Annotated in this window: 8 protein-coding genes; 4 read left to right on the top strand and 4 right to left on the bottom strand. The window is 60.5% G+C overall.

The window, feature by feature from the left end; all coding sequences use genetic code 11:
- The first annotated feature begins 6 nt into the window (after nt 1-6).
- Entirely contained in the window at nt 7-1,056 is a 1,050-nt protein-coding gene (locus JQ553_RS25650; RefSeq protein WP_212502812.1) for a glycosyltransferase family 2 protein, read from the top strand.
- 84 nt (nt 1,057-1,140) lie between these two features.
- On the opposite strand, the gene JQ553_RS25645 is transcribed toward JQ553_RS25650, so the two are convergent.
- From JQ553_RS25645 to JQ553_RS25635, 3 genes are all read right to left on the bottom strand, one after another.
- Entirely contained in the window at nt 1,141-2,298 is a 1,158-nt protein-coding gene (locus JQ553_RS25645; RefSeq protein WP_212502811.1) for a glycosyltransferase family 4 protein, read from the bottom strand.
- Nucleotides 2,299-2,954: 656 nt separating this feature from the next.
- Nucleotides 2,955-4,382: an HlyD family type I secretion periplasmic adaptor subunit gene (locus tag JQ553_RS25640; RefSeq protein WP_212502810.1), complete on the bottom strand. Its 1,428-nt coding sequence runs from the start codon at nt 4,380-4,382 to the stop codon at nt 2,955-2,957.
- Nucleotides 4,369-7,059, bottom strand: coding sequence for a type I secretion system permease/ATPase (locus JQ553_RS25635; RefSeq protein WP_409363093.1), 2,691 nt, complete (start codon nt 7,057-7,059; stop codon nt 4,369-4,371). Before JQ553_RS25635 ends, JQ553_RS25640 begins: the two co-directional genes overlap by 14 nt.
- On the opposite strand from JQ553_RS25635, the gene JQ553_RS25630 reads away from it, so the two are divergent.
- On the top strand, nt 7,012-7,251 hold the full coding sequence (locus JQ553_RS25630; RefSeq protein WP_212502979.1) for a hypothetical protein: 240 nt from the start codon (nt 7,012-7,014) through the stop codon (nt 7,249-7,251). The genes JQ553_RS25635 and JQ553_RS25630 overlap by 48 nt on opposite strands.
- Here the strand turns inward: JQ553_RS25630 and JQ553_RS25625 are convergent.
- Nucleotides 7,232-9,511 (bottom strand): hypothetical protein, encoded by a 2,280-nt coding sequence (locus JQ553_RS25625; RefSeq protein ID WP_212502808.1) that lies wholly within the window; start codon nt 9,509-9,511, stop codon nt 7,232-7,234. The genes JQ553_RS25630 and JQ553_RS25625 overlap by 20 nt on opposite strands.
- Nucleotides 9,512-10,681: 1,170 nt before the next feature.
- Between JQ553_RS25625 and JQ553_RS25620 the strand changes: the two genes are divergently transcribed.
- Together JQ553_RS25620 and JQ553_RS25615 are read left to right on the top strand one after the other, a co-directional pair.
- Nucleotides 10,682-10,927, top strand: coding sequence for a hypothetical protein (locus JQ553_RS25620; protein ID WP_212502807.1), 246 nt, complete (start codon nt 10,682-10,684; stop codon nt 10,925-10,927).
- A gap of 470 nt (nt 10,928-11,397) precedes the next feature.
- Complete coding sequence (locus JQ553_RS25615) at nt 11,398-12,999, top strand: FAD-binding oxidoreductase (RefSeq protein ID WP_212502969.1); 1,602 nt, start codon at nt 11,398-11,400, stop codon at nt 12,997-12,999.
- The last annotated feature ends 307 nt before the right edge of the window (nt 13,000-13,306 follow it).

Raw genomic sequence — 13,306 nt, 5'->3', positions numbered from 1 at the left:
GTGGCGATGTCAAGTTTAGGAACTGTACCCGAATCGGCAGGCGGTCCGCTCGTCACGATTGCCATCCCAACATTTAATCGGGCTGCATTGCTTAGAGGGTGCATTCAGGCGGCCTTGGCGCAAACTTACAATAACATTGAGGTGCTTGTTTCGGATAATGCGTCGCTGGATGATACAGAGAACGTATTGCGGCAGTTCGACGATAAAAGGCTCCGGGTACTGAGGCAGGAAACAAATATCGGTCTCCTTCCGAATTGGAACGCATGCTTGGCAGCAGCCGGAGGCGAATACGTTTTTTTCGTTTCCGATGACGACAGGATATCTCAATGGTTAGTCGAACGGTGTGTCGGGGTTATCGGAAAGTCGCGAGTGCCAATCGTCGTCGCATTGACGAATTGCCATTTAGCCTCGTTCGGGCAAACCAAGCCGGCCCGCGCCAGTAGACGTATTGGATCAGGACTCCGGAACGGAGCTGATGTCCTTTTGGAATTCCTGGCGGACGAGATAAACGTGGCGATTTGTAGCGTGATGGTGCGTACGGAAGCCTTGCGCTCACGAGGAGGATTTCCTGTCAACTATACGCACGCGGCAGACGTTGCGGCGTGGGCGCCCCTTCTTCTTGAAGGAGAAGTGGGTTTCGTCAATGAAGCGTGCGCGACCCTCAATCTTCATGACGATTCGGAAACGGGCAGATTGGGTGTTGCGGAGATCTTAGGCGACGGCTGGAAGGTTGCCAGCCTTATATCGCGTACGGCGGACGAGCGCATTAAGATCGCGTCGCTGCGTCAAGAACTCAAACTACAGGCGCAGCGCTGCTTTTCTCGCCGTGCTTTGAGATTTCTGGCGTATTATCGCAACAATGGCGCCGGGCTGCTGGAGGTTTTAGAGTTCGTATGGCGTTTCCGGAGCGACTTGATGGTTGTCGACAAATTATCAATCCTGAAGTTTGTAGCGATCATTCTCTGCCCAAGGCCAATGGCAGCGCGGCTTCGGCATCTCAGACAGTCTTTCCCGCAGGGTTGGCGAGGTCACCAAACGGCTGTCAAACCCGGATGAGATCGTTCTCGGGCCCGCGGTTCACGGCAGATGTCGTTGACGCTAGTGAGTGCCCGAACTCATCCCTTGTCTTGGCTTCCTGTCTTATCGCCGGCTCGAATTCAAGCGCGGGAGTGGGAGGCCCGACTTGGAATTGACGAGTTCCTCGTATGCTGCCGAAGTCTTCCGAGCAATTTCCGTCCAATTATAGCGACGGACGCAATTCAGCCTGACCGCTTCGCGGTCTGCCTCGTTCGAACTCAAACGGCTCAAAGCACGGAGTTTCGCGCTCAATTCCGCGATATCGCCCATTCGAAAAACGCGATCCGCATCGCCAACCACTTCTAGATTGGAAGGAATGTCGCTGACCAGAACGGGCAGCCCATAACTGAGCGCCTCCAAGAGTGCGATGGGTAGTCCCTCGTGCGAAGAAGGCAAAACAAACAATCCCGCATGAGCGTAAAGTTGACGCAGAGAGTCGCCGCTCTGGAAACCGGCCATCACCACGTCTTCCGCGAGAGCCGCTTCGGAAGCGAGAAGATCGGCGTACTTGTTCTTGTGATCGATCCGACCGATAATTGCCAGCTTCCAGCCGCTTAGTCCCGCGCTGCGGAAGGCACGCAGAAGGTCCAGTTGCCGCTTCTCGGGAACAAGCCGTCCGACTGTCAATACGTACCGACCTGGCTCCAAGCCCAGTTCGACAACCTTGTTGCTCTCTTGCGGCGGATCTGCGAAGGCAACGCCGTTAGGAATGAACTCGCATGACCTACCATACTTGGTGGCGATGAGCTTCTCGATGCTGCGACTGATGGCAATCCGCTTATGCGCAAAGCACATTCCCAGTGCCTCGCCGAGGCGCAGGAGAGTGCGTGCCGCGCGGCCCCATTTTTCACGGTTGTAGTCCTCGCCATGGTGAGTGACAATAACTCGCAAACCAAGAATGCGAAGCAGGGGGACAACAAGAGCGGGTCCGATAGCCTGGACGTGCACGACTTGCGGCCTGCGAAATCCCGCGACGAGCGCGCAAATCAGCGAATGCAAAAGCGCCTCGAAGTAGGCATTGCGTACGGTCCACAACCGGAGCATCCGTACGCCTTTCCACTCCTTAAGTTGCTTATCGGCATACGGTGAACGGACACAGGCGGTGACGCGGTGCCCGATTTGGACGAGTTGCGGGGCGAGATTTTCGACGTGCGTCTCGACGCCGCCTTGGACGCTTGGAAAACCGCGAAAGCCGAAAATATAGACCTCGCTCTTTCCCATCGTGCATACTCCGCAAAACGCCTAGCCGTTAATCGCGCGAGGCAGCCAATTGTGATTGACAACTTGGGTGATTGCGAAACTCCGTGTGCCTGTCGTGCCGTCATCCGGCGCAGCAAATATGCGGCAGTGTGTACGATGGTTCCCAACGCAACTTGACGACCATCAATATTGTCGGGCCAGGTGTAGACAGACCTGTTCGTTGTTTTCGTTCAGTTCGGAAGGCGATGCGGGTGCCGCGCAATGAACGGGCAGGCTCACGCGCCGCCGCGCGCCGATGGTTCGATCGGGTGAAGCGCGTTGCTCTGGGCTGAGGCGCGCTATCACGTGGCCGCGCGCAGCTATCAACTAGTAGAAAAGGTTTATCGCATCGACTTCTCCCGCAATGAGGTGTCAAAGCGGGGTGAAAGAGACGTTCTCTATCTGGGCCGCCGGAAGGTGGGATCGAGACTCTGTTGGAGCGCATGGAACAGGCGAATGCGGCTTGGCCGCCTGACATCGCCGGATGAAAAAGAGGCTATGCCATCAAGGTCGCCGGGCTGCGCGTGCTGAAGGAGGCGGGCGGCACTGATCTCTGCTTCGCAATGTCAGGACGAACGTTGATCAGCTTGTCGAGGCTACGAGTGTGCCCGAGACCATGAATACGAAACTGGTTCGTGCTACCGCTCCCGCAACGCTTCCTGCTTGTATCTCGCAAGCGGCGAGAGCAGGTAGCTGAGGATCTTGCGCGCGCCGGTCTTGATCTCGACCGTCACCGCCATGCCGGGACCGAGCTTGACGAGCTTGTCCTCGATCTGCATGTAAGATCGGTCGAGTGAAATGCGCGCGGCATATTCCAGCTCTTGGCCTTTCGGCTCGCTGCTGCTCTGCGCTGATCCCGCCGCCCGGTCATTGGACCCGCCCAGCTGCCTGTCGCGTGTGATGGCGTCGGACGACACGCTGAGCACTTCCCCGTGAAGGAGTCCGTAGCGCGTGAAGGTGAACGTATCGACCTTGATCTCCGCCTTCTGTCCCGGATGGACGAATCCGATGTCACGGTTGGAGAGCATGGCCTCGATCTCGAGCTGGCTCTCGCTCGGAACCACCACGGCCAGCGCCTGGGCGGGCGTCACGACGCCTCCCACCGTATGAACAGCGAGTTGCTGCACGACGCCATCGACCGGTGCGGCCAATTGCTGGAGTTTCGTGCGCCTCTCTGCCTTGATCACCTCCTGCTGGGCGCTCGCAGCCTTCTGCTCGGCTTTCGCGAGCGCATCATAGGTCGCGCGCCGATACTCCGCGGCGGTCTTGTCTTTCGTTTCCCTCAGCAGGGCGATGGCCGCATCTGCTTCGCGCAGCCGACTCTGCTGCAGGACGAGATCCTGCTGGAGGCCGACCAGTTCCTGATACTCGGAGAGATAGACGACCTTCGAGGCCAGTGCCTTCTCGACGAGATTCTTGCGAATGTCGACACGCTCTTGCAGCACCGGGATCGTCGCCTGCAGCTTCGCAACGCTCGCCGACATGGTCGCCCGTTCCGCGTCCTTCTGGCCTTGCTGGCGCTCGATCTCGGCGAGCTTGGCGTTCTGTTCGGCGCGCTGGCTGATCAGAAACTGACGATGCATTTCGATCTCCGCGGCGCCCGCGCTCTGCGGCGGCCGGAATGCGGCAAGCGGATCCTCCGCGAGCGCCGCGCGTAGCCGCGCGACGTCGAGCTCGGCCGCAACGAGATCGGCTCTCTGGCGCTCCTGTTCGGCCTCCGTCATCGTCGGGTCGAGTTCGATCAGGATATCGCCGGCCTTGACGCTCTGTCCGTCGCGGACGTGGATGGCGCGGACAACGCCGGTCTCGAACGGCTGGATCAGCTTGGTGCGCCCGCCCGGCATGATCTTGCCGGTCGCGGTGGCAACGATATCGACGCTGCCGAACGAGGCCCACGCCAACGCGATGCAGAACACCGCGATGATGCTCGCGCCGATCGCACGCCCGATCGGCGACGGCGGCGATTCGGTGATCTCCAGCGCCGCCGGCAGGAACGCAATTTCTTCCTCGCGGCGGCGGGGTTCGCGCTTCGGAAAAGGGACGATGTTTCGGCTAGCGGACGTCATGGAGTCCGGCCTGCAGATAGTGGAGGTTTGCGTAACGTCCGTTCGAGCGGATCAGCTCATCATGGCTGCCGTCCTCGACGATGCGGCCATGCTCGAGCGTGATGATCCGGTTCGCATTGCGCACGGTGGAGAGCCGATGTGCGATGACGAACACGGTTCGTCCGGCGGCAATTCGCCTCATGTTCTGCTGGATGGCGCGCTCGCTTTCGTAATCGAGGGCGCTGGTCGCTTCGTCGAGGATAAGGATGCGCGGATCGGTGATGAGCGCGCGCGCGATCGCGACGCGCTGGCGCTGGCCGCCGGACAAACCGCTGCCGCGTTCGCCCACGATGGTGTCATAACCCTCGGGCAGTTCCAGGATGAAGTCGTGAGCGCCGGCGAGCGTTGCCGCTTCAATGACCCGCTCCATGGGTATACCCGGATCGGCGAGTGCGATGTTCTCGCGAATAGAGCGGTTGAACAGCACATTCTCCTGCAACACGACGCCGATCTGGCGTCGAAGCCAGGCCAGATCGACCATCGCGAGGTCGACGCCGTCGACCAGCACACGGCCGCTCTCCGGCACATAGAGGCGCTGGATGAGTTTGGTGACAGTGCTCTTGCCCGAGCCAGAGGAGCCCACCATGCCGACGACCTGCCCGGGCTCGACGCTGAACGATACGTCGTGCAGCACCTCCGGGCCGTCGATGCGGTAGCGAAACGTCGCATGCTCGAATGTGACCTGCCCGCGGATCGGTGGCAGCGCGGCCCGGCCGGGATTGAAGCTCGGCTCGGGAATGGTGTTGAGGATGTCGCCGAGGCGATCGATCGACAGACGGGCCTGGTGGAAATCCTGCCAGAGCTGCGCGAGCCGCAACACCGGCATGCTCACGCGCGCCGCCAGCATGTTGAACGCGACGAGTTCGCCCACGGTCAGGTCTCCGCCGATCACGAGCTTGGCGCCGAAATAAAGGGTTGCGGCGACGACCAGCTTGTTGATCATCTGCACCGCTTGGCTTGCCGTATTGTTCAGACTGAGCACACGGAAGCTGGCGCCGACATAGGCGGCGAGCTGCTCCTCCCAGCGGACTTGCATCTGCGGCTCGACCGCCATGGCCTTCAGCGTCTCGACACCCGTCACACTCTCGACCAGGAAGGCCTGATTCTCGGAGCCACGATTGAACTTCTCATCGAGGCGCCGGCGAAACAGGGGCGCGGCACCCGCAGATATGCCGATGTAGAACGGGAACGACGCCAGAACAATCAGCGTTAGAGGCGTCGAGTAATAGAACATCACCACAAGGAAAACGACGGTGAACAGCAGATCGATCACGAGCGTGAGCGCCGAGCTGGTCAAGAACTGGCGGATATTCTCGAGCTCGCGGACGCGTGCGACCGAATCCCCGACGCGACGTGTCTGGAAATAGGCGATCGGCAACGCCATGAGGTGGCGAAACAGCCGCGCGCCAAGTTCGACGTCGATGCGGTTTGTCGTGTGCGCGAACAGATAGACGCGCAGTGTGCCGAGAACGGTCTCGAACACGGTCAGCGCGACAAGGCCTACGACCAGAACGTCGAGCGTGCTCATGCTTCGATGCACGAGCACCTTGTCGATGACCACCTGGAAGAATAACGGCGAGACGAGGGCAAACACCTGAAGGAAAAACGACGCGACCAGCACTTCGCCGAGAAGGCGGCGATACTTGTGAACCGCGCCCACAAACCAGCCGATATCGAAGCGTCGCGAGAGATCCGTCAGGGACGCGCGCCGGGTCATCAGGATAATGTCGCCGCCCCAGATTGCCTCGAGTTCGGCCTGCGTCATGGCTTCAGGTCGGGGAGACAACGGTCGTTGAACGAGGAGAGTGTCGTCGATGACCTTGCCGAGGATCAGGAATCCGCGGTCGCGCAGCACGGCGATTCCCGGCAGCGGAGTCACGGCAAGCCTGTTCCAGCTCGTCCGCTGTGACCGCGCCTTGAGCCCGAATTCCTTGGCACAGCGCAGGATTTCGGCAACACCGACGCGCGCCGTACCCATCCGATGTTGGATCTGGCCCGGGTCCGCCGCGATGCCATGGCAACGGAGCAAGATCGCCGTGGCGATGAGCCCGGATTCATCGCCGGTCTCCGTATCGCTGCCTTCCACCTGAGATCCGCTGCTCACCGACTGCACGGCCATATCGCTTCGATCGGCGAAACGGGAGCGCATCACTGTGTCGCGGATACGCATCAAAGCATCCCAGGCACCCTTCAAGGCATCCTGGGCACGCTTCATGGGATCGCGGGCACGCATCACGGCATCGCCGACACGCCCCGCCAGCTCGCGCCCGCGGAAACTCATGCCGGCAAGGGAATGAAGCATGCGGTTCGCGAGATTTTGTGATCCGGCCAGGATCAAACCGCCGTCCCAGATTTCTTCGAATTCCGCGCGCGTTAACACTTTCGGTCGCGACGCGGTTGGATGCAGCACAAGCGCTGCGTGGTCGTCGACCTTGCCGAGAAGGAGAAATCCGCCATCGCGAAGTGAAGCGATTCCAGGCAGCTGGAGATCTGCAAGTCGCTTCCAACGTGTTGTGCACGAACGGACTTTGACCCCGAGTTCGCCTGCACAGCGAAGCATCGCGCGGATGCCGATGGCACTGCTCCCGCAGTGATCGCGGAGCTGGTCGGGCTCGGCATTTACGCCATGAAGGCGCAGGAACAGAGCCAGCGCGCGAAGCCCCAGATCTGCGGCGTGGGCATTCCCATTCTGCATCGCCATTGTTACCAAACCTTACGCAGCTACCCGGCCGCGCTCATGTTCCTTCCATTGATTCCAAAACTGACGGCGCCCCGCACCCGGGCGCCGAGCGCCCAGGTGCGGAAGCGGTTCAATGCTGCGGTTTGGTGAGGAACGAGTCTTGACCCCAGGTGGGTCCGTTCGACACGGCCGCCACGATCTGACCGTGATCGACGCGGCCGGTGTTGCCGGCCAGATACTGGTTCAGCAATGCAAAGCTCTGGCTTGCCAGGGATGCTGTGGTCGCGCCGGGCGTAGACGGGTGATCCGTCATTGTGGCCGGCTGTTGCGGCGTGGAGGTCGCAAGGCCGCCGGCGACCAGGTCCCTGATCTGGTTAAACAGCGCAGAGTGATCCGCCACATTGACCGGCCGCGGCGCTGACGTCGTCGCGGCGCTGCTGACCGGCTCCTGATGCTTGTTCCACGGCGCAGAGCCGTGGCCGGCGAGGGACCCAGTGCTTGTGCCGGTCGCGTGCGGGTGTTCCGTCGCCGTGGTGGTTTGCGGAGCTGAGGTGGCGGTTGCAGGCGCAGGATCCTTCACAGTGATGGTCTGCCGCGCGGAGGTCGCAACAGCGCCGGTGACTGGGTCCTTCGCGGTGGCCGTCAGCGAGAGCGTCGCGACCGGATCGGCCCAGCCCCGGTAGTTCGATTGCAGCGTCAGTCCGCTGGCGACCTGCGCGGCCGTCAAAGTGATGTTCTTGCCCCGAAACGTCTGACCATCGAGAGCGTCGGTGATCGTCTCGTATCTGGGCAAGCCCCTGATGTTCACCGTCACGACATCGTTGGAATCGGACGTTGTCACCTTGACCCCCAAGTCGACCGTACCGCCTCCTTTCGTCACCGAAAGCGACTTATCCGCGATGGCGAGGACCGGCGTGGTCACCGATGGCGATGACGGTGAGGTTGGTGGAGTTGGCGAGGTTGGTGAGGTAGGCGACAAGGGTGTCGGATCGATCTGGAGACCGGTGAAAGTCTTCACCGCGCCCGCGAGGTTCGCCGAAACACCAGATGAATCCTTGATGCTCGTACCGCTCGGAAGATTGACTCCTTTAATGGCGAGCGCCGAGGTATTGGTGTCGGTCGACGCGACAGTCGTTTTGAAGGTGAGCGCACTCGTGCCCGAGCCACCAACGTAGGTGGCGGTGGCGCCATCATTGAGCGACAGCGTCGGCTTGCCCGTCACCGTCACAGCCTCATTGAAGCCGAGCGTCAACGTGATGGTATCGCCGACATGCTCGGTGCCAGTCCCCGGCGAGGCAGTGGCCTGGCTCACCGCCGGCAGCACCGGATTGATCTGGAGACCGGTGAAAGTCTTCACCGCGCCCGCGAGGTTCGCCGCAATACCCGATGAATCCTTGATGCTCGTACCGCTCGGAAGATTGACTCCTGTGATGGCGAGCGCCGAGGTATTGGTGTCGGTCGACGCGACAGTCGTCTTGAAGGTGAGCGTACTTGTGCCCGAGCCACTAACGTAGGTGGCCGTAGCGCCATCATTGAGCGACAGCGTCGGCTTGCCCGTCACCGTCACAGCCTCATTGAAGCCGAGCGTCAATGTGATGGTATCGCCAGCATGCTCGCTTCCCGTCCCCGGCGATGCAGACGCCTGCGTCACCGCCGGCGCAATGTCGGGGGTCGTGGGCGTGTCGGGGGGGGGGGGCGTGGTTGGCTGCGTCGGTGTGGTGCCGGCCAGTAGGGGAGGCGGCGGATTGGCCTGCAAGGTCTGCGGACTGACCGACGTGTAATAGAGAGTCTTCCAATCAGTTGTCAGTTTGACCCAATCGCTCATCCCGGGGCTGGGATTGTTGGCAAACCCGTCCACGTATGGAGCAGTGGCGCTACGCCACCAATCGGCGCCCAGATTGGCCACGAGATTTGCGTTCGGATCGTCAGTCTTCATATTCGCTTCAACGAAGACACCATCGATCGTTCCGGCCGCGTAAGTTCCGCGTGCGGACGGCCAAAAATGGTCGTTGTATCCACTTTTCGGCGCATCCACGCTTACGCTGCCGTCCGATAATGTTGTCTCCTTCCATGCAGAGCTTCCAGAAAAATCAGCGAGAAAATGGGACCCGTCGATGGGGTTCGTCGACTGATTTTGTACCTGGACCCAGGCACCGCTCGTGAGATGCACCCAGGTCTGGAAATTCGCTATCTGAACACTGGAGCTCGGATTGGAACTGGCTGTCGCCCCCGACTGGGGATAAACTTGTCCCCACCCCGTGACGGCCGTGAAATCGGAAGGAGGGGTGTCCCCCGTAGAGCCGTCGGTGCCCTTATACCAAGACCAGTTTGTGGGGACGCCTAGGGGGAATCCTTCGCTGTTCCCTACCGTGTTTTGATAGATAGCATCAGTCAACGCAGTTGTGGCCATTCTTGAGATCTCCTTATGGAGGCCTGTTGTTGAATATGGGGAAATTCCACTGCCGCACACCGCGAAGGCGCGCAACATACCGCATGCTCACAGCCGAGGGCCGCAAGCAGATTTCAAAGCAGTGGGAATTCAAATACGAATGCCCCCCAACTGCTGAGTTGGTTGGTAATTAAGAAGTATGGCGAAAAAACCTTCAAAGTACGATTTATGAACGCGTTCATGTGGGCAACACGTGCCGCACGTATGGCGCCGAAACTAGCCTGATTCGTCCGTCAATCGGTCCGCTCTGCGACAGGTCTTGTCGGTGACGGTCGCGACGCCGGAGTAGGTCGGAGTCGTGGAGAACGAGAGGGATCACAAGCGCGGTGCCTGCGGAGACTCGATCGCATCCTCGAGGACATGCGGGGCGCCATAGGTAGAACATCGACAGCGCGTGACGTGACGCAACCCATTGTGGCGAGCGACATCACGCAGCATGGTCTCGGTCGTCGGTTTCGAAAAACCGCAAGACTGATCGTGACGATGATGGAGGTGCGTAGATGAGATCGCCTTTTCGATGAAGCTGGGTGTGGGCGCCGCTAGCGGCAGCCGGAATATAATCTGGCGAACGTCACCATAATCGACGAGAGGGTCGGGGAGATTCTGAAGGGGCCTGAAGCCAAGGATTACTGGACGAGAACGTAGTATGTTCACCGTGGTGATACCTTGGGCGACATGGGCAGAGTCGGGAGTGGAGGATGTACGAGCAGCTTCTGCGCGTTCCTTCCGGGAGTGAAGGCCCATGACGCATCCCTTTCTGAGCTGGGGCCTTTGGCTTGAGACTATGCCTCGTGCTTATCAGGGTTGAACAAAACTTGAGCGATCGCAAATTGCCGGAGGCGGTCCCGGCCTAGCCTGCTGATAGTCGGAGCATGTTTGAGAGCGCCGATTAGGCCCGGCGGCAAAGCCCCCCTTGCCAATCCGCCGCCGGGCCGCCCACGCAAAGCGGACATTTCACCCAGACCGCGGGTTTGAAGAGCGAGGACGTGTGACTCGTTTGTACCGGCAACTAAACACGCATGTGATGGCGACAGACGCTTTGCCAGATATTCAAGGGGACACGAATATCCAAAGCGGAAGGGGTTTTTCGAAGGCGGCCGTTCGGGTGAGCTTGATGAAGCATTCTGATTTATGCGCTGGCCCGATGCGATTGTATCAAGGGCAACGGCGGAGCTTGGGGCGCTGTATGGGAAGACCGGCGCCGGTCTTTCAGTGGAAGAGCGAGCGCGCATCATCGCCGGTTTGCACGCTGAGTATCTAGAAGCCGAACGCCTTGAAGAAATGCTCGTGCGCTGCGCCGAAGATCGAGGCGAAATAGTCTGGCGTCGCCCGCGCGAGAGTCCGGCCGCAGTTTTGGGCGTCATCCAGAAGGCTTGAACGTGTTTATGGTGCTTCGCGCTCAGCGCCGGAGTGGTAGGCAGGTGACTCTTGCCCGCGCTTCAGGAAGTGCTCGTCATGGGGTCTTAGATGCGCATTCCGATGAGGCGCGGCATCTGAGATTGAAAACGCGCGTAGATCGAGGCGGGGAGGGAGGTTCTCCGCTAAGGCGAAGACAATGATTGCTTGCCAGGTCCCGGGGACGGATTGAGCGGACGCAGCGGAGCTGCCGTGAAGGTGGAGCAATTGTCCGGATTCGCCTCGATCGCAATCCGAAAGCTCGCATCAAAGGGAACCGTTTTGAAATGGCTAGACCGGGGTTAGGTCCGCCGCTCGCGCGAGATAGATTGTGCCATCGGCGCTCTTTCACGTTGCCTCTCGGAAGCATATCGTTTTGATTGAACGAGTTCGCCTCAGCGGCGCTCCGGTTCAGAATCGAAACTCTCGAATGGAAACGGGAGGGGACGCTCATGGTTGGCGCAAGGCTAAAACATTACGGGTGGGGACGCGAAGGTGAAGGCATGAGCGGGGAGGAGCGAAAGTTTATCCTGGGCCGCTATCATGCGATGTTTGGAACTGGCGAGTTCGATACGATCGCAATCCCGCGCCTTGAAGACCTCTCCTTGCGAGAGCCGCGCGTGCTGCCGCCAGCTTCGCTGGCCCCCTTCTGTACGACGGAACGCTACGATCGCGCCGCGCACACCTATGGCAAGTCATATCCGGATTACGTCAGAGCGATGCTCGGCGACTACGATTGCGTGCCCGACGTCGTGTCGTATCCGCGCGAGGAGGCGGACATTTCCGCCGTGATGGACTGGGCGGGTTCTGTCGGCGCGTCTCTGACGCCCTTTGGAGGCGGCTCGAGCGTCTGCGGCGGCGTCGAACCGCGCGTTGATGGCATCAAGCATAAGGCGTCCATCACCCTCGATCTGCGCAATCTCTCCAAAATCATCGAAGTCGACCCGGTGTCGCGCGCTGCGTCGATCGAAGCCGGAACCTACGGCCCGTCCCTGGAAAACCAGCTCAAGCCGCATGGGTTCACGCTGCGGCATTTTCCGCAGAGTTTTGCATATTCATCCCTCGGCGGCTGGATTGCGACGAGATCGGGTGGCCATTTCGCCAGTCTTCATACCCATATCGACGATTTCGTCGAAAGCCTGCGCGTCGTGACCCCGGTTGGTATCGTGGAAACACGCCGGCTTCCCGGGTCGGGTGCAGGTCCCAGTCCCGACCGCATGTTCATTGGCGCGGAAGGCATTTTGGGTGTGATTTCGCGCGCGTGGATGCGATTGCAGCCCCGTCCGAAATTCCGCGCCAGCGCATCAGTTCGATTTCCCTCGTTCTTCGATGCCGCGCGCGCCGTGCGTGCGGTCGCGCAAGCGGGCCTGTATCCATCAAACTGCCGGATCCTGGACCCGCAGGAGGCCTTCAACACCGGCGCCGCCGACGGCAGCGTTGCCATCATGGTGCTCGCATTCGAGTCGGGCGATCATCCGCTGGACGCCCGGATCGCGCGCGCCCTCGAATGCTGCACCGACCACCGGGGAACACAGGAGCCTGCGAAGGCCACCGGTGATGCGCATCTGGAAGGCGCGGCGGGCATCTGGCGCAATGCATTTATTCGCATGCCCTATGCGCGGGAATTTCTGACGCCCGCGGGGCTCATCAACGACACGTTCGAGACTGCCGTCACCTGGGACCAGTTCGAAAACCTACACGACAACGTCAAGGCGGCGACCGAGCGCGCCATTCTGGAAGCAACTGGCGTTAAGGGTGAAGTCACCTGCCGCTTCACTCACGTCTACCCGGACGGGCCTGCACCCTATTTCACTTTCCACGGTCTTGGTCGCCACGGCGTACTGCTGGAGCAGTGGCAGTCCATCAAGAATGCGGCGAGCGACGCATTGATCGCGGCAGGTGGCACCATCACACATCATCATGCCGTCGGCCGCGATCACAGACCGTGGTACGATCGGCAACGGCCGGAGCTTTTCGCCGCCGCACTACGGGCAGCCAAGCGGGAACTGGATCCGCAGGGCATGCTCAACCCGGGCGTCCTGATTGATCCGTAGGCGCATGGTAGTGAAGGATCACTGCCGCAACGCTCAACGCTGCGCCAGTGGCCGCTTATGGCTCTCGACTAAGGGCGCCTTTGCCTGGACCCAGGCCTCGCTGTCCCGGATGCAGGCGTCGGCCATCATGTCTTGCAGACCGCGTACTGACGAGAAGGCGAAGGAGCCGAGAGCACGCCGTGCCCTCCGATCGCCCTGCAGAGCGTCTTGGTCTGGCGAGAAGCTGGGCTAGAGCCCTTCCCGTTCCGATGGAATCGGAACGGGGCTCTAGATTCTTATTTTGACGCGTTTTCTTGATGCGAACCGG

This window comes from Bradyrhizobium lablabi (assembly GCF_018131005.1).
Lineage (GTDB): Bacteria > Pseudomonadota > Alphaproteobacteria > Rhizobiales > Xanthobacteraceae > Bradyrhizobium > Bradyrhizobium lablabi_D.
This window is presented reverse-complemented; position numbering and strand designations above follow the sequence as displayed.

Bases quoted from the DNA above. Each gene is read 5' to 3' on its own strand.
- JQ553_RS25620 (WP_212502807.1), top strand. From the start codon at position 10,682: ATGCGCTGGCCCGATGCGATTGTATCAAGGGCAACGGCGGAGCTTGGG.
- JQ553_RS25645 (WP_212502811.1), bottom strand. From the start codon at position 2,298: ATGGGAAAGAGCGAGGTCTATATTTTCGGCTTTCGCGGTTTTCCAAGC.
- JQ553_RS25650 (WP_212502812.1), top strand. From the start codon at position 7: ATGTCAAGTTTAGGAACTGTACCCGAATCGGCAGGCGGTCCGCTCGTC.
- JQ553_RS25625 (WP_212502808.1), bottom strand. From the start codon at position 9,511: ATGGCCACAACTGCGTTGACTGATGCTATCTATCAAAACACGGTAGGG.
- JQ553_RS25640 (WP_212502810.1), bottom strand. From the start codon at position 4,382: ATGACGTCCGCTAGCCGAAACATCGTCCCTTTTCCGAAGCGCGAACCC.
- JQ553_RS25615 (WP_212502969.1), top strand. From the start codon at position 11,398: ATGGTTGGCGCAAGGCTAAAACATTACGGGTGGGGACGCGAAGGTGAA.